The sequence below is a fragment of the Legionella gratiana genome, assembly GCF_001467695.1.
In the GTDB taxonomy this organism is placed as follows: Bacteria; Pseudomonadota; Gammaproteobacteria; order Legionellales; family Legionellaceae; genus Legionella; species Legionella gratiana.
This window is the reverse complement of the sequence record NZ_LNYE01000002.1, coordinates 43503-61466: the sequence shown is the minus strand read 5'-3', so window position 1 is coordinate 61466 and position 17964 is coordinate 43503. Positions and strand designations below refer to the sequence as shown.

The window sequence follows — 17964 nt, the reverse complement described above, 5'->3', positions numbered from 1 at the left end:
AGCGGAAGCAACATGCGCTTTGGCAGCATGGAGAGTGGCTTGTGCGCTATAGAAATGAGCACGGGCCTCATCAAGACTATCCAGTGACGCAGCCCCTTTAGTGACCAATTTTTCAGTACGGGAAAGGCGTTTTTGCGCCAAATCGAGCTCTGCTTCGCGTTGAGCAACGGTAGCTAATGCGGCTTCTTTTTCACTTTTTCGTTGAATGACCTGATTTTTGGCACTAATGACTTTGCTCTTGGCTTCTTTATTCTGTGCTTTGGCTTCTCTAAGCTGTGCTTCTAATACTTCCGTATCCATTTTAGCCAGAACTTGACCTGATTTTACAAAGTCACCTTCATCCACCAGGATGGTTTCTATTCGTCCAGGAATTTTGGTTGCAATATCAATCTCTACGGCTTCAATACGCCCATTACCACTGGCAAAACCTTCTCCCATTGGATTGGGGTGATAATAATACCAAAAAATGGGTATTAGCATAAGGCATAAACCGCCAATAACAATTCCCCATAACCATTTTTGTTTCCTTCCGACGGCCATGTTCATCCTTATTTTCAATAATCTCTTTTAATGTACCGGTATGAGGTGCATTCCAAAGTCCGCACGTTGTTTGGCATAAAACTGATTTAAGTTATTTTTGCTATATTAAAATTAATTCACTTAATGATTTAAGACAAATGTATTTTACACTCATTATGATTATTATAGGGATTTTTTTCCTTTTAGGAGGAGCCATCGTGGTTTGGCCGCTTATCAAAAAAGCATCGTATTATCATTACCAATGGATAGCCAATCTTGTGCTTATTTGTTTTTTTATAGGCAGTTTTCTTTTTGTCATTGTCTACACCCTTTTGATTAATGAGTTTTTTACGAATTATTTTTACGCCACCCTTTTTTTATTAGGGGGTTTTTATGTGTTTTGGATGAGTTATTTGAGTTCAAAAACGATTGAAAAAATCAAAACCATGGATAATTTGAAGTTAGAATATGAAAAAATTCGTTATAATGCAGAACACGATAAACTCACCGGATGCTTCAATCGTCATTATTTAATGGAAATTTTGGACAATCGCTTTAGAAAAATCAAATTAAACACTGGACAGTTAACGGTCATGTTTGTTGATTTAGATGGGTTTAAGAAAATCAATGATGAATATGGCCATGATTTCGGGGACCAAATCTTACAGCGCTTTGGTCAATTATTAAAACAACAACTTCGAGAAGAAGACATCATTGCCCGCTATGGTGGCGATGAATTTGTGGTATTGGTTGAAAACATCCCCTTAACTAAAGCCAAGTCTATCGGACAGAAAATCATTCAAACGACTTCTCGGATTACCAAAGAAAAACTCCCTAATCATTCATCACTTGGTTGTTCTGTGGGCATCACCCAATTAACCAAGAACTCGTTATCCATCAATAGCGTGCTAAAAAAAGCGGACGACGCCTGCTACAAGGCTAAAAAAAATCATGGCAATACCATTTGGGTCGATGACAACATGACCTCTTCATTTCTTGACTGATAACCCATGACAAATAACATTGATTAATAATCAAGTAGAAATTTAAAAAAGAAAATATCCTCCTACAGCGAAGATGAGATATAAAAAAACCAAGACGCCGCCCATCCATCGTGATATCCGCTGTGTTAACATAAAAAGAGAGATTATGACCATGGTGAACAAGCAAAAAGGCAGATAGAAAATTAATGTTTGCTGATTGACCTTCACGGGTTTTATCATGGCAATAATACCTGCATTAAATAAAAAAAATGCAAAAATTGAACCGACCACATTACCAAAACTAATTTCCGCTCTTCCTTTAAGTGCTGCAGGCAATTCCCTGGCTATTTCCTCAATACTGACTAAAAAAGCAAGAATAATCATTCCGAAAAAGGTGCCGGAAAGTCCAAAATATCGAATCATGGTTTTAGATGCCATAACGATGAGCTCACTCCCCACAAGAATGGCTACTAGAGAGAAGAGAAGTAATCCTAAAGATTTCCACCGTTCTTCTTTTTTGACCGAGTCTATGGTTTCAGAAAGTTCATGAGATGGCTTGATGTCATACCCTTTTTTATGGAGCCATAAGAGGTAAAAGACTGAAAGGATAAAGCTTACAAATAAAATCAAGCCATCGATTCTCGAAAGTTCCCCATCTAATGCGAATAGCCCCCATAGAAGAATAGCTAGGTTAGGTAAAATAAGAATACGTTTTGGTGTTTGCTTAAATGTCATCGGTGCAATTAATGCGGTGATGCCAAAGGCTAGTGCAATCGCGACCATGGTGGCACCGATGATTGAACCTAAGGCAATGCCTGCCATTTCGTTAAACGCACCGACGGCTCCAATGGCTAAGTTTTCTGGGTCGAAACCAATAAAAACAACGCTGATGAAAAAAGTAGAAACTCCAAAACTGGCCGAAGTTCCCACGGCTCCTTTCACCAGTTTCTCAGCAAAACAAATCACCAATAGAAGTCCTATGATAAAGAGCCCTATGGCCAGAAAAATATTCAATTTGTTGCTCCAGCAATGGAATTAGGTGTTGCCTTTTCGAGAAAATAAAGAGTTAATTCTTGTTCTATCACTGCAACTTGTGAATAAATTCTCTAATCGCAGCCACCTTGCATCATAGCTTACTTAATCCAAATAAATAAAGCTTTGCGGAGAAAGAAGAAGCCATCCGCTCTAATTCACTAATTGAGATAATATTTTAAGCGCTTATCCTCTATCGCTTGATTTTAATTTATGTTAGCATGCTAATTATTAGTTTGTTAATTGGTTTTTGGAAATGAGGCGCTTCACTCTGTTAGTGCATGAAATTAGCCTTGGTTGGCTCTATTTGCTCGATACAATCTCAAAACAGTTGAATTTTGGTCAGGCCCATCGAGCCTGGCTATTCCCCTTCTTAAGGGTAAAAAATCCATTGCTCCTTACGCAGCATCCTACCCTCTTTGAGACGTCAATTAAGCGACTCAGAGTAGGGCAGGTCATGAATAAATCGTACTTAAAACCTGCTGGGGCAACATCCCTTGATTGTAAGAGAATCCCTATCCACCCTGTGTCCTCCAGATTGAAATGGAGAAGCATATGAAATCCGCTTACCACAAGTTGATTGGGTTAACAGGGGCAATGGCTTTATGCTCATGCACTGTTGGGCCTGATTTTGTAAGACCCTCACCATTAAGAAACCAAGCCTACACCTCTAAATCAACATATCAATTGGGCAATCAACACGTAGCACTGAAGAATAAAACGTCACGAACCTGGTGGAAAGAATTTCATTCCCCAGCGCTCAATCACCTGATGGAGCAAGGCATCCAGCATAATTATTCTCTGGCGGCCATGCGAGAATCCTTGGCACAAGCCAAAGAGTTGGTTGCGGCCTCCCAAGGCCAGTTATGGCCTCAAGCCGGGCTCAATGCGACCGTCGGAAGGCAACAATATGGTCCTGCCACATTTGGACCCGTTAATCTCCGAATTGAACCCTTTTCCTATTATCAAATAGGTCCTAATGCTTCTTATACGCTCGATGTCTTTGGTGGAACACGTCGCACCATTGAAAAGCAAAAGGCATTAGCTTTATATCAACAACATGAGCTGGATGCCGCATTTTTGACATTAACCGGTAACATCGCCACAACGTCTTTAACCCTTGCGACAATAAAAGCACGCATCGATGTACTTAAGGACATTATCCAGGATGACAAGAAAAATCTACAGCTGATTCAAAAATCCTTTAGTGTGGGTTCGTCTTCTCGAAGTGATGTTTTAAGCGCGCAAAGCCAGTTAACCAATGATGAAACTTTATTGCCCTCTCTCTATCAACAACTTCGTGTTGCACAAAACACACTCAATGTTCTTTTAGGTACACTGCCACCGCGTTCACAGAAGGATTTAGTTTTTCAGTTAAAAGACTTTACTTTGCCTAAAAAACTGCCATTAGAACTGCCATCAACGCTTGCTCATAAAAGGCCGGATATCCTCGCTGCGGAAGCGAGTTTGCATGCAGCCAGTGCGGATGTTGGAATCGCTACGGCACGTCTTTATCCCAACATCACCCTTTCTGCCACACTCTTACAGGAGGGAGTAATTCCCAGCGCTCTATCAAGTATTTCTCCTAATGCATGGAGTCTTTTGAGTAATTTAACAACTCCTGTTTTTTCTGGAGGGACATTGCGTGCACAACGCCGAGCCTCCATCCATGCCTACCAATCGGTTTTGGCTCAATACCAACACATAGTACTTAAAGCATTTTATCAAGTGAGCGACCTGTTGTATGCCTTAAAACACGATGCAGAGGAACTTGCATTACAGAAAAAAGCGGTGCTGACCGCCAAAGAGTCTCTACGTGTGGCCAGATTGAGCTTTACTGCAGGCGTGGTTGGCGTTTTAGAAGTGCTTGATGCGGAACGATTGTATGCTCAATCGCGTTTGGGCTATGTCAATGCTCAAGCACAAAGGTATCAAGACACCATTCAACTGTATCTTGCTTTAGGTGGAGGGCTCTATCCTTAAACCTCGTGCACCTTGTTTATTAGGAATCAATGAGGTGGATTAATGAACTAGCAAAAATAAGGAATGTGCAAAAAATGGGGGTCATTCGCTCTGTGAATGAATTGAAATACTTTTTCCTTTTTTAACTAAGTCAGAGAAAATTTTAGAATTAAATGAAATGAGTTACAAATCATTAGTTAACAACGGGCTATACAATATGAACGCGTTCCCTATGGTATTATATGAAACCGCAGCCACTTGGCGAAATTTACTTGATAAACGCTTAAAACCATTAGGCCTTAGCCAGGCAAAATGGCGGGCATTGCTCCTTCTCTCCATGACGAAATACCCATTGACACAAATCCAACTTGCTAAAAAGCTAGGCATTGAGGCGCCGACTATTGTCGGTTTAATCGATCGCCTCACTAAAGAAGGATGGGTGATTCGACAAGATGCAGACTACGATCGCCGCGTCAAAGTCATCTGCCTTACTGAAAAAGCCACATTGACTCTTGACCAGATACAAAATACCGCAGAGGAACTTTCTAAGGAATTACTTGCTCCTTTATCTGAAGCAGAATTAGAAGCATGTATTGCCACACTACAAAAAATTAAGAAAACCGCCGAGGAATCTTATGAATAACCCAACCCTTCTGAAGAAATCAATCCTGCACAAGTGGCGCAATAAAACGCATTCATGGAAACGTTTTCTAATCGTCTTAAGTCTCACATTAATCACCTTAGCCAGCATTTATTTCTGGACTCTTGCTCAACGGTATGTCAGTACAGAAGATGCCTATATTAATGGAAATGTAGTCCAAATTGCATCCCGAGTAACCGGCCCGGTAAAACACCTCTATGTGGAGAACAATCAATTTGTTGAAAAAGGGCAACTGCTGTTTGAGTTAGACCGCACGCCTTTTGAAGTCGCAGTGGAACAAGCTGAGGCCCAATATCTCATTGATAAGACCAATCTGCAACATGCCGAAGCCACTTCCATTCGAACCCGAGAGTTAGTCAAAAGCGAAGTGATGTCTCGTCAAGCCGGAGATGATGTTAAAGCAAAACTTAAAAGCGCCAAAGCAGCTTTGAGACTTTCAGAAGCCAAACTCAAAGAAGCCAAATTGAGACTATCCTATGCCCGTGTGCTCGCTCCAACAAGTGGTTGGGTGAGCAACCTGTCTCTCAGGGTGGGCAATGTCGTTTCAGAAAACCAGCCCCTGTTTGCGATGATTGATGACACCACCTTTTGGGTGGATGCTAATTTTAAAGAAACAGAACTGGAACACATCCAACCAAATCAACGAGCAACCATTAAAATCGACATGTATCCCCATAAACAATTCATTGGGGTGGTCAACAGCATTAGCGGTGGAAGCGGCACGGCGTTTTCATTAATGCCACCACAAAATGCCACTGGAAACTGGGTCAAAGTAACACAACGCGTCCCTGTCCGCGTGCAAATCATCAAACCGGACTCCCAATATCCTTTGCGCCTGGGCACTTCAGCCAAGGTATCCATCGATTTACAGTCCAAGCAAGTGAGTAAAACCTCATGAATAATCCTTCGGACTCTTTATCCGCCTCACAACGCTGGATAATTACCGTAGCCATCATGGCAGCTACCCTGATGCAAGTATTGGACACGACCATAGTTAATGTCGCACTGCCTCATATGCAGGGTTCATTAGGCGCAAGCCCCGATGAAATAACCTGGACCTTAACCAGTTATTTAGTAGCTTCTGCCATTTTCATGCCTTTAACCGGTTATTTTACAGATAGGTTTGGCCGAAAAGCCTACCTTCTTTTATCAATTATAGGGTTTACCCTTACCTCCGCTTTGTGTGGTGCAGCAACCTCTATCGTACAAATGGTGGTATTTAGATTGCTTCAAGGCATTTTTGGTGCTGGGTTGGTTCCTTTATCCCAAGCCATTTTGACTGACATTTTTCCAGATAATGAACGCGGTAAAGCCATGGCCATTTGGGGTATGGGCGTCATGGTAGGCCCTATCTTAGGTCCGTCGCTGGGTGGGTATCTTACTGACATTGCCAGTTGGCGATGGACATTTTATGTCAATATTCCATTTGGGATTGCGGCAACACTGATGGTATTCCATTTTGTTCCGGATACTCTTAAAAAGGAACGCAAGATGGATTGGATTGGCATGATACTCATTGCGTTGGCAGTAGGCTCCATTCAATATGTTCTTGATCGCGGCAATCAAATGGATTGGTTTGCCGCCTTGGATATTCGCACTGCCACATTTTTAGGTCTCATCAGTTTATGTGGATTCATAGCGTACAGCATCAAAAACAAATCCAATGCCCTCTTTGACCTTTCTATTTTTCAAGATCGTAATTTTGTTCTTTCCAGTCTATTACTGGCCATCTTGGGATTGGGTATGTATGGAACAATGGTTATCCAACCCCAAATGCTACAAGGTTTACTGAATTATCCCGTTTTAATCGCAGGATTAATCATGGCGCCCCGCGGGATTGCCAGTATGTTCAGCATGATGATTGTTGGTAAATTAATTAATCAAGTTCAACCTCGCTGGTTAATTTCGATAGGAGTGTTACTCAGTGCTTCCGGGATTTATATCACGACTCATTACTCCCAAGAGGTTAGTCTAGCCTGGCTCATTTGGCCATTAATACTCCAAGGATTTGGATTGGGCTTGATTTTCGTTCCATTATCCTCTGTAGCATTTTCAACCTTACCGGTTTCTTCTCGTGCCGAAGCGGCTGGACTGTACAGCCTATTACGTACCATAGGCTCTTCTGTAGGGATTTCCATTACTATCACCTTCTTAAGTCGCCACACTCAAATGGCCTGGAATCAAATCGCAGGCTCAATTCAACCCTACAATCCAGCATTAATGGAATACCTACGCCCCTGGCATCTTAAAGCCACGGATCCACAAGCCGCTGCCTTATTATTGAATGAGCTAGGTAAACAATCGCTAATGCTCTCTTATATCAATACATTCGCGTTTATCATGTGGAGTTTTCTGATTATGTTACCTTTTGTATTATTGTTGAAACAAAATAATTCGCCAGCTACCTCTATTGTCAGCGAGTGAGGCGGCTCATTTCTCTTTCGTTGATTGTGAGCAAACAAAATGGCTTTGAAAAGCGGAATTGGATACATATTTTTATAGTCCATTACCTATGGTTCTCTAATAAAAGAGTAATGGTCATTGTTTGGTTATGTAATTCACAATTGCCAACGGTCAATGGTGACAATTCACCATAAGAGTAAAAGCCAATTTGAGTTGATCCCTTGGGCATTGATTGCAATGTAGTTTCTGTTTCTTCCTCAGTGCGCTCACCTAATAGTAGTCTTCTGCCAACACAACTAATATCAATTGCCAAAACGGGCTCTTCTTTTAAGTCCCTATTTTCAAAAAGAAGATTATTAGCGCTTTCACTTGCATCATTCGCACTTTCAATGAGTCTATCAAAATTGGCACGCATTAATCGAGCATGGTATCCTTGAGGTACGTCTCCAGCAAAAACTAAGGATTGGCTGTTTTCATCAATACCCAAAATAGTGCGTACAATATACTGAGAATCTGGATCAAAATAATTACGGATAGCAAGTGGGTAAAGCAAACCAGAAGCCGGTAATTCAGAAGCCCTCTCACCAAGATAAGCTTTATAGAGTTTTAATGCCGGTTGATGGTCTAATTCATAAAGAATATTTCCTTTAGAGTGGGTAATGAATCTTTCTGGACCAAAAATATCCCAACCGCCTTGCGACCCATATCCTATGTGGATTTGCTCGCCATAAAACCCTATGGCTGCAATGCAGTGGTCAACGATTTGTCCTTCATAGATAAGCCAGGTATTTTTAAAATCAGCACCGTCACCAGCAAGTCCTCCAGTAATAATGACTTCTTTAGCTGAGTGTTTGTTTAAGCCCTTGATTAATTCGGAACCATTAACATGTAAGCCGTCAGACAAAATAAAAATACCCTTGGGTTTCTGATGTTGATGCAATAATTTTGCCAATTGGGCACCGGCCTCGTAAGAATCTTCAGTTCTTTTTACTTCAGCCTTTGCGAGCTGTAGTTTTGTGGATTCAAATTGAACCACAGCAACGGAAATACTGTTATCAAAAATATTAGGCCCCAAAATTTCCCCTGCGGTGGAACAACCTATGATTTTTGATTTTTTATAAGCTTGGGCTAATTGTTCAATTGGTTTTGCATTATTTCTAAAGTTTGGACTGGCAAAAACTAAAACGAATGTACTTTCGGAGTCCAGTTCAGGAAATTTCTGAATGCTCCATCCCAGATTTTGGATGTATTGAAAAGATTGAATTTTCATTATACTAATGTCATTTCAATTTAACTTTCGAATAATCAATTATAGCCCATTTTAAAATATATTAATAAAATGAGATATTCAAAATTAGATATTCGAAAGACCCTTCGGTAACATTCACTTATGAGGCAATAGGCGAACCCCACTTGCAGGAATTGCGGGTTGCTGATTTGCTTAAGATGTAATCCAAACCATCTATTTTTCCCAAAATTAATTCTTCTGTTAGATTAAAATAATAAGTCTGTACTTGATACCCACGTAGTTAAGAAAAACCAATCGACACACACAATGCAAATGATAAAAAAACTTTCTATGACATCCAAATACCTGAATTTTTAAATTTAAAGTTTACGGCATATTGGTACAATGATACTTATTTAAAACAACACTTAAGAGAATACAATTCCAAAGGCGAACCAGTTATGTTTTTTAAAAGAAACAATGACACCGACTTGAAGGGAGTCATGATAGAAAATGCCTTTATAAAAGGAAATGAAAATTATTATCTTTTTCTTGGATTTGAAATCGATACTAAACTTACAAAAAAAGACACACCTTCAATTGTATTTCCAGGAGGATTTGAACATACCACAATTAGCTTAGACCACAAACAAGATACATCTTTCTTGACGCTAACATACTCTACAAATGAAAACTATTATAATTTAATTAACGAAATAGGCACCGTAGACATTCAATATCCTCTTTTTTAAAGCAAATTATGTATAAAAAATGACGTAGTTTCATAGATTTGACCACGTCACCTATGATTTATTACCGCCATCTACAAATTAACCCAATCTGCGCCAATGAATTGAAACATGCTTTACTAAAGTCCGTTGAATGCGCTGTAAAGGATATTTAATCTTTAATATACTCTGAATTCAGTTCATCTTCGTATATAATTCACGCCCTGTTATGACTCGGGTATATAACGATCACTATGGACAGAATATTAACTATTTCTTTACTCATTTTTATTCACATTTCCACGGCATGTGCAGAATTAACCAAAAAATACATTAGTCATAATGTAGAAGATTTTAATAGCACAATAACTGCGACAATGAATCGAACAAACTTTGATGAATGTAAAAGTCTTGGAAGAGAGTTTGTTGCAGATTTTAATAAAGCACACAAAACATTTCTCGATGGTCAATACATCAAAGCAACTATTAATGTATTAAATATTGTAGAAAAGCAAATGAGTCATATGGATTTTCTTTAAGTCTAACTCTTGCGAACAGCAATCAGCTTTAACCGCAGTTGCTTTTCAATTTCAAGCACAGCAAAAAACAGTGCGCCGGTTAGAACGACGAGTACGCCATCCCCAAAGGGGATACTTTCAGTAACAAATATGGTTTGTAAAGGAGCGAAATAGGTGATTGCAAACTGTGCCACAGTAATCACAATGACCGCCATCCAAACCACTTTGGTCCCTTGTACTGCGTTCCATGTGAGTGATGTTCCATAAATATTGCGAATATAAAACAAATGAAAAATCTCAAGAACAACCAGTGTGTTTAATGCGATTGTGCGTGCCAACTCAAGCGAGTAACCGCGATCGAGCGCATAAAAATAGAGTCCAAAGACGCCACAAATAAAGAGAATAGAAACCAGAAGCATATGCCATACCAAGCTGCCGGTCAGTAAAGGCTCGTTTCGAGGGCGTGGTGGTCTTTGCATGGTCCCTTCTTCGGTCGGCTCAAAGGCCAGGGCAATGCCAAGAGTCACTGCGGTAATCAGGTTGATCCATAAAATTTGAATCGGCGTTACCGGCAAGCTTAGACCTAACAGCAGAGCCAGGATAATCGTCATTGACTCACCCGCATTGGTGGGTAAAGTCCAGCTAATCACTTTTTTAAGATTATCATAAACAGTACGGCCTTCACGTACAGCGGCTACAATGGAAGCAAAATTATCATCCACCAGTACAAATTCAGCCGCCTCTTTGGCGACTTCACTGCCTTTTCTCCCCATAGCAATTCCTGCATCTGCTCGTTTTAACGCAGGCGCATCATTGACCCCATCGCCGGTCATGGCCACAGTCATTCCATGTGATTGCAATGCCATCACCAGCCTTAGTTTATGTTCAGGACTTGTTCGGGCAAAAATATCGGTTAGCAATACAGCATTTCTGAGTACGGCGTCATCCATGTTATCCAAATCAATGTCTGTTAATACCTTATCCAAATTTTTAAGTCCTATTTGCCGGCCAATAGCAACCGCTGTACTGGCATGATCGCCTGTGATCATTTTTACTTGAATGCCCGCTGTATGGCATTCTGCCACTGCTGCAATGGCTTCAGGTCTGGGCGGATCAATCAGTCCAACCATCCCAAGTAACGTGAGATTCCCTTCAACATCAGCGAACTCCAAAACGATATGTTCTGGCTTTATTTTTCTGACAGCAAAAGCGAGGATGCGCTGTCCACTTGCTGCAATCATTTCCATCTGCTCTTTCCAGTAAGACTCATTTAATGGCTCTGTTCCACCCCAGTCTGTTTGTTGAACTTGACACATACCCAAAATCTGCTCAGGAGCTCCCTTCACCATGACCATCGCATGATTGAAATGGTCGTGGTGAAGAGTTGCCATGAAGCGATGCTTGGCATCAAAAGGAATGATATCGGTACGCCTCCAGGATTCGTTTTCCTCTTTAAGGACAAGTCCCGTCTTACCTGCAAAGGTTAACAAAGCGCCCTCCATAGGGTCCCCATCCACAGACCAACATCCTTCATGTTCACGAAGCATGGCGTCATTGCAAAGAATTGCTGCATGGGCCAGTTTTTTCAGTACAGGGTGCTCGTTATGATCAATGATTTGTTCATTCAACATCAGGGCACCGACCGGCTCGTAACCGGTGCTGTCGAGAGTAAATAGGTGGCTGCTGGTTATAACCGAAGACACGGTCATCTCATTTAGAGTGAGGGTACCTGTTTTATCCGTACAGATAACCGATACCGCGCCTAAGGTTTCAATGGCAGGTAGTCGACGTACAATGGTATGTCGTCGCGCCATAGCCTGCACACCAATAGCTAAGGTAATTGAAAGAACGGCAGGAAGACCTTCCGGGATAGCCGCAACCGATAAACCAACCACGACCATAAACAATTCAACAAACGGGTGATGTTGAACAAAATACCCATACGCAAGAAGGAGTGCCGCAATCAATAAAATGAACAAAGTCAGCCATTTTGCAAACAGCCCCATTTGTAGGACTAAGGGTGTGGTTAAAGACTCTACTTTTGACAATAGCCCACTAATATGTCCAATTTGAGTGGATGAGCCTGTGGCCACCACAATGCCTTTGCCCTGACCATTGGTTACCAGGGTCCCACTAAATGCCATACAAGTCCTGTCACCTAATACGGCATTTCTTGGGACTGAATGAATGTGTTTTTCAACCGGAATGGATTCACCAGTTAAGATGGCCTCCTGGATGGTGAGTCCATGAGATTTTATTAAGCGTACATCGGCAGGAACTTTATCTCCTGCTTCCAGCAAAACAATATCGCCTGGCACAAGCTCCTCACCAGCAATACGCCGTCGTTCGCCATCCCGTAATACGGTAGCCGTAGGGGACAGCATTTTCCGAATCGCGTCCAGTGCTTTTTCTGCTTTTCCTTCCTGGATAAAACCGATTAGGGCATTGATGATGACGACTGCTAAAATAACGCCAGTATCTATCCAATGTTGCAAGAGTAAAGTCACCAGAGCAGCCCCTAGTAACACATAGATGAGGATGTTATGAAACTGGAGCAAGAAGCGAAAATAAACATTTTTTCTTTGAGGTTCCGGTAAACAATTGAGGTCATAACGTTTTAATCTGTTTTTCGATTCGTCCTCGCTTAAACCGAATTCTGATGTAGTATTTAATGTCGCGAGAATTGCTTCTGCTGACTGCTCATGCCAGCAGAGCTCTGGGATGTTGTTTTTTGATTCCACCATGGTCCTCTTTTCCCTGATTAATAGGCTTTTACTGGGGATACAAAACCTTGTGGTTTTAATGCCAGTAACGAGCAATCAATGTCTTGCAAGATGTTTTCCGCAGTATTGCCAATCATAAATCCAGATATCCCGGTGCGTGCGACGGTGCCCATCACCAAAATATCGATTCTTTTATGGGTTATGATGGCGGGGATAACCTCTTCTGGTTGTCCTTTCAGATGGTCAATTTGGTATGCTCCAGAAATTTGAGACCGTTTAATGAGCTCTTGCAAGAGCAATCCATGAACATGTTTTTCTTCAGCGACTATTCTATCTAATTCTTCTTTAGATATTTTTAACCACACACTATCCCGTAAGTAACTTTCCAGCGCAAATTCCCAACAGGAAATAATACTTAATTTACCCTGATAACGGACGTTTAATGAATGAGCAACTTCTAATAAGCGAAGCGAAAGGTCCAGGGCTTCTGCTTCTTCATCTTTGGGATCAATAGCCACTGCAATGCGAATATCCTGTTGCGTGTGCTTAAGCGGACGATAAAGAAACAAGGCACAGGGGCATTTGCGCAATAGTTCCATGTCCAGTGCTTTAAAGCCTTTCATACCTTCTCGTGTTTCCGCTTCTTTGATGAGAAGATCATGTGAATTTTTAAGGACATGGCGAATGATTCGGATGTCAGGTGTTGTGCGGGCTTGGGGAGCAATGGAACAGCCAACCGACTTAAGGCTTTTCTGTTGTTCTTAATGGCCTTAACTCACCACGTTTTACCTCATCTGGCATGGCAAAGGAATATCGTCCGAGCATATTAATATGACCATATCCATATGCGGACAGTCTGGCTACATCTTCATCGTATACGGGGAAGCCTTCTTGTCGTAATTGATTAATGGCAGCATCCATGTAAATAGTGTTCCAAAGTGTAATGATATTTAAAACCAGTCCAAGGGCACCTAACTGATCTTCTTGCCCTGCACGATACCGCTGATGAAGTTCTCCTCGCTTACCATGAAAAACAGAACGACCTAAACTGTGTCTGCCTTCGCCCAAATTTAGTTGTACCAAAGTCTGACGACGGAATGACTCATCATGAAGATAATTGAGCATGTGGATAGTTTTGTCAATTCGCCCAATTTCGGCAATTGCTTTGGCTAAACGAGTTGGTTTATCAGCAACTTGAAGAGTGCGCATAATGCCTTCTGCGGGAACTCTCCCGAGTTTTAATGAAGCCAATAAACGTAAAATATCATCCCACTCAGGAGGAACAAGATTTATATTTATACGACTTTTTGCAAGTACATTGAGCTTTCCATAATCAGCCAACGGATCAATCCGCCAGAATCTAGCACCACCCATATCAGCCAATCGCGGACTGAAACGAAGTCCCAACAAACGAAACAGTCCAAATACAATATCACTGTATGCGCCTGCATCTGTCATGATCCGCGTTGGCTGTAATTCCGTCTGTTGCTCAAGAACAACGCCTAACAATATTAGGCTATCACGTAAAGTGCCAGGTACTGTTACAGCATTTAAGCCAGTTCGTTGATTAGAGATTAGATTGTACCAAGTGACACCACGACCTGATTTAAAATATTTTGGATTTGGAGCAGCGTGCACTGTTCTAACCGGTACAACGAAGCGCATGCCATCAGCCGATGCAATATCGCCTCCGCCCCATTTCTTAGCTAATGGAATTTGATTTTGAGCAGAAACTAAAATGGCATTGACCGCCATTATCGTTTCATTTCGAATATAATTTTGATCAACCCATACCAATCTATCTCTTTTTAAAGCAGGTATGTCCTCACGAACAAACGGTTCTCGTCCAGTATTGCAAGCGTCTGCTAGCAATTCAGCACATAAACTGATTAATAGATCCTCAGCACGCGCACTTCCTTCATTGATGTGGGTAAATCCATCCGCAAATCCAGTACGTGTGGCTATCTCAAGTACCATCTCGGGTAAATCGACACGTGGTAATTTGGCTTTTACAGCAGCTCTCAATGCTTTTAATGATGGAGGCTCATCAAGTGCATCAAGCTGAGTTAGAATCAGCTCCTCATTACCCTTAACTGTTTCAAATCGAACAGCAGGGTTATTATCAATATTTGCAGCAACTAACCGATACACTTGATGTAGTTCATCTGTAAGGCTTGTTATGGCTAACATTGGGTCAATTGTTAAATTTAATGAGCGGCAAATCATAGGACGTATTGCCTCCCACTCTGAGCCAGAATAAAGATTGGCTCTTGGATCAGCATACCGCCAACTCGGACTTATGAACACATCCCTATGTTTCAGTGCCGATTGCAATTTATCAAGAACACAAAATATATATGCTGTTCGGTCAATTGTAGTTCTATTGCTATCCCGGCCAGTTATTGATGTTATTAATGCAAGCTCTTTATTATTTGCGTTTTTTTGAACTTCCTTCATGTTTAAAATGGATTTTTTCAATTTCTCAACTTGAGATTGTTTTTTCTCTGGTACAACGATTTCCTTAATTTTTTTATTGATAAGGTCAGCATATAAAAGTTTATCGTTATGCAAAATGATACCATCTTGGGTTTTTACAAGTTTCTTTATGACGCGATAAGTGGGTCGTGGTTCGTCTTGTGGCCAATTGATAACGCTACATTCATTTTTAATAACAATATTACGTTTCCATGATGTTCCAATAATCTCCATTGGCGGTTCATCCGTTTGTTTTCCCTTTAACCATTCAAGACTGGCAAGAAGAGGTTTTCCCGCTTGATTACTATCAAAATTTATTACTCGAAGGAGCGAAGGTAAAAATTTCTGAACTGTTTTTTCCTTTTGTTCAAGCTCATGATAAAACACATTACTTGGCGGCCTGATTAAGGCAGTGGCATTTTCAACTGCAGATACAAGCGCTTCATGACCTACTGTTGTATAAATTGTGTCCCGAATTTCATGATCACATAATTCTGTATTCAGTAGTAATTTACATGCATCGACCAATGTGGCTGTAGCTTGATCGAGATCTTTAAGAGTTCGCAGTCGTGTATTTTTATTTTCTTGCTTGGCCTTTGAGAATAAATCACGCAATACCATACTGAGCACGTCCAGAGAATCATCTTGGGAGTCTGACTCAAAATGATTCGCAAAAGCAACGAGCGTCGCCATTTTACGCTCAAACGGCAAGCGGTTGATGGCTGTAATTTTTGCCGTATTAGCAAAGCGTGCAAGTGTTGCTATTTTACAGGCGGGGATGCGGTACAGTGGTAATTCAACACTAATGTTGCGGGCAGACTCAACCCGTTTTAATGCTTGCACAAGAGCTGTGCTACTGATGCTAACCGGACCTTTACGCAGTTTATCAAGCAATGACAGATGTTCGTCATCCTCTACCACCAAGAGGTCATTCAGTTTTTCCTGTTGTGATGCGCTTAAATTTTTAATCAACATTCGCCATAAGCGAGACTCCATCCTGGAGCGAATTTCTGCAACAAAACGCTCAAGAACTGTAATACCTGGTAACAATATTTTGTTGGTCGATAGCCAACCCACTGCATGATCAAAAAGCACTCCAGGTCTGTCAGTACCAGTCCAGCATAGTGCACATAATATGCGACCAAGACGATAACGACTACCTTTTTCAGCAAATTCTATATAGCCATAACGCGCTCGAATTTCAACAGCATGACGCCAACGCTGCTCACTTTTCATGTACATTGATATGCAACTTTCAGGATCATTAACCTTGATTTGAATAGCAACTCGCTCAATTACCACACGAGGAATCTGATTCAAGTCGGAAATAAAAGCTCCAATAAATCGAACTGTTGTCAGCTGTAATGCATAACCTAACCTGCTGAAGTCACCACGCTTGTTTGCAATCCACTCCATATCCTGATCATCGAGGAAAAAAAGGCTATCTACGATATCTGGTGGTAGGTCAGTAGGATATTTAGCGTAATTGTCACATTGTACTGGGGAGAGAAAACTAACAGGCATGTTTATCCAAAATCAATAGGTGTTGTTGCTAAACTTAGAAGTTTTGCAACGGAATTTGAATGCCTTTATTTAAAGGTTTAAATTCGTTGCAAAAATCAGATGCAAAAGTCTATTGTTTTGCGATATGATTTGCAAATAAAATATTAGGGATTAGTTATGAAAATTGGGTATGCTCGCGTTTCAACCACGGATCAAAATTTAGAGTTGCAATTAGTTGCACTAAAAGAAGCTGGTTGTAAACGTATCTATCAGGAAAAAATTTCTGGTGCAAAAAGAGATCGTCCAGAATTACAACGATTACTTGATCAGCTTCGACCTGAAGATGTAGTCGTTGTTTGGAAATTGGATAGATTGGCGCGTTCAACCCAGCATTTATTAGAATTAATAGACTGCATAAGAACAACAGAGGCTTCCTTTTGTTCGCTTTCCGAGCCTTGGGCAGATACCACTTCTCATGCCGGTAAAATGATCATGACCGTATTCGCAGGTATTGCAGAATTTGAGCGTGACTTAATTCGTGAACGTACTGGTGCGGGTCGCGCAGCTGCAAAGCAACGTGGAGTTCGTTTTGGACGACCTGAAAAAATGAATAAAGAACAAAAGTCATTGGCCAAGCGGCTTTTGCAAGAAGATAAATCGGTAAGTGAGATTGCAAAAACGTTTAATGTCCATAAAGCAACAATTTATCGTTTACAACAAGAATAATTCACTACAGATCCCCAATCCTATGGTATTCTTAATATTAAGAATTATTTATTAATGATAACATCTGGTATGGTTTGAGTTAATTTTTATGGATAAAGAATGATCAATATAAAATATGGATTTGGAAAAGAAGTATTGTATTCATTTGATGATGCAATTAAAAAAGTTACTGAAGAACTGCAAAAAGAGGGATTTGGAGTTCTTACAAATATAGATGTGTCAGCAACTTTGAAAAAAAAATTAAATAAAGATATGCCTCCCTATCAAATTCTTGGTGCATGCAATCCGCAATTTGCCCATCATGCTTTAGAAAAGGAGCCATCTATAGGTTTGCTTCTACCATGTAATGTGGTTGTACGCCAGGATGATATAGGCAAAGTGCATATTGAATTTATGGATCCAAAATCAGTATTAGAATTGGTCGGCAATCCTGAGATCAATCTGGTCGCTGGAGAAGTAAGACAAAAACTGGAGAGAGTATTAAGCGCATTGTAATGCGCTCA

14 protein-coding genes and 1 pseudogene are annotated in these 17964 nt (G+C 40.8%); 9 read left to right on the top strand and 6 right to left on the bottom strand.

Annotated elements, in window-relative coordinates; genetic code table 11:
- Positions 1–540, bottom strand: a 540-nt coding sequence (locus tag Lgra_RS00800; protein ID WP_157068240.1) for an HlyD family secretion protein, incomplete at its 3' end; no start/stop codon positions are given.
- 197 nt (positions 541–737) lie between these two features.
- On the opposite strand from Lgra_RS00800, the gene Lgra_RS00795 reads away from it, so the two are divergent.
- Positions 738–1523, top strand: coding sequence for a GGDEF domain-containing protein (locus Lgra_RS00795; protein ID WP_230304804.1), 786 nt, complete (start codon positions 738–740; stop codon positions 1521–1523).
- A 42-nt stretch (positions 1524–1565) separates the two neighbouring features.
- Here the strand turns inward: Lgra_RS00795 and Lgra_RS00790 are convergent, their stop codons facing one another.
- A complete protein-coding gene (locus tag Lgra_RS00790; RefSeq protein WP_014845105.1) occupies positions 1566–2516 on the bottom strand; it encodes a sodium:calcium antiporter in 951 nt (316 codons plus the stop codon).
- 573 nt (positions 2517–3089) lie between these two features.
- On the opposite strand from Lgra_RS00790, the gene Lgra_RS00780 reads away from it, so the two are divergent.
- The 4 genes from Lgra_RS00780 (at position 3090) to Lgra_RS00765 (ending at position 7581) form a co-directional block, all read left to right on the top strand.
- Positions 3090–4517 carry an efflux transporter outer membrane subunit gene (locus Lgra_RS00780; RefSeq protein ID WP_014845104.1) on the top strand — a complete coding sequence of 476 codons (1428 nt, stop codon included), beginning with the start codon at positions 3090–3092 and terminating at the stop codon, positions 4515–4517.
- 211 nt (positions 4518–4728) lie between these two features.
- The gene (locus tag Lgra_RS00775) at positions 4729–5139 is read left to right on the top strand and encodes a MarR family winged helix-turn-helix transcriptional regulator (protein WP_231294697.1); all 411 of its coding nucleotides are present in this window, start codon (positions 4729–4731) and stop codon (positions 5137–5139) included.
- Positions 5132–6055 carry an HlyD family secretion protein gene (locus tag Lgra_RS00770; protein ID WP_014845102.1) on the top strand — a complete coding sequence of 308 codons (924 nt, stop codon included), beginning with the start codon at positions 5132–5134 and terminating at the stop codon, positions 6053–6055. Before Lgra_RS00775 ends, Lgra_RS00770 begins: the two co-directional genes overlap by 8 nt.
- Positions 6052–7581 carry a DHA2 family efflux MFS transporter permease subunit gene (locus Lgra_RS00765; protein WP_014845101.1) on the top strand — a complete coding sequence of 510 codons (1530 nt, stop codon included), beginning with the start codon at positions 6052–6054 and terminating at the stop codon, positions 7579–7581. Before Lgra_RS00770 ends, Lgra_RS00765 begins: the two co-directional genes overlap by 4 nt.
- 82 nt (positions 7582–7663) lie before the next feature.
- Here the strand turns inward: Lgra_RS00765 and Lgra_RS00760 are convergent, their stop codons facing one another.
- Positions 7664–8830 carry an FIST signal transduction protein gene (locus Lgra_RS00760; RefSeq protein WP_014845100.1) on the bottom strand — a complete coding sequence of 389 codons (1167 nt, stop codon included), beginning with the start codon at positions 8828–8830 and terminating at the stop codon, positions 7664–7666.
- A gap of 419 nt (positions 8831–9249) precedes the next feature.
- Between Lgra_RS00760 and Lgra_RS00755 the strand changes: the two genes are divergently transcribed.
- Together Lgra_RS00755 and Lgra_RS00750 are read left to right on the top strand one after the other, a co-directional pair.
- Positions 9250–9540 carry a hypothetical protein gene (locus Lgra_RS00755; RefSeq protein WP_014845099.1) on the top strand — a complete coding sequence of 97 codons (291 nt, stop codon included), beginning with the start codon at positions 9250–9252 and terminating at the stop codon, positions 9538–9540.
- A 230-nt stretch (positions 9541–9770) separates the two neighbouring features.
- Complete coding sequence (locus Lgra_RS00750) at positions 9771–10055, top strand: hypothetical protein (protein WP_014845098.1); 285 nt, start codon at positions 9771–9773, stop codon at positions 10053–10055.
- Positions 10056–10057: 2 nt separating this feature from the next.
- Here the strand turns inward: Lgra_RS00750 and Lgra_RS00745 are convergent, their stop codons facing one another.
- The 3 genes and pseudogenes from Lgra_RS00745 to Lgra_RS00735 all read right to left on the bottom strand — a co-directional run bounded on the left by Lgra_RS00745 (position 10058) and on the right by Lgra_RS00735 (position 16756).
- Complete coding sequence (locus Lgra_RS00745; protein WP_014845097.1) at positions 10058–12778, bottom strand: cation-transporting P-type ATPase; 2721 nt, start codon at positions 12776–12778, stop codon at positions 10058–10060.
- Between the two features lie 17 nt (positions 12779–12795).
- Positions 12796–13458, bottom strand: a pseudogene (locus Lgra_RS00740) (universal stress protein); the annotation flags it as partial.
- A 40-nt stretch (positions 13459–13498) separates the two neighbouring features.
- Entirely contained in the window at positions 13499–16756 is a 3258-nt protein-coding gene (locus Lgra_RS00735; protein WP_012187537.1) for a Tn3 family transposase, read from the bottom strand.
- Between the two features lie 156 nt (positions 16757–16912).
- On the opposite strand from Lgra_RS00735, the gene Lgra_RS00730 reads away from it, so the two are divergent.
- Both Lgra_RS00730 and Lgra_RS00725 read left to right on the top strand, forming a co-directional pair.
- Positions 16913–17461 (top strand): recombinase family protein, encoded by a 549-nt coding sequence (locus tag Lgra_RS00730; RefSeq protein WP_012187538.1) that lies wholly within the window; start codon positions 16913–16915, stop codon positions 17459–17461.
- Positions 17462–17560: 99 nt separating this feature from the next.
- Positions 17561–17956 carry a DUF302 domain-containing protein gene (locus tag Lgra_RS00725; protein WP_012187539.1) on the top strand — a complete coding sequence of 132 codons (396 nt, stop codon included), beginning with the start codon at positions 17561–17563 and terminating at the stop codon, positions 17954–17956.
- Positions 17957–17964: the final 8 nt, after the last annotated feature.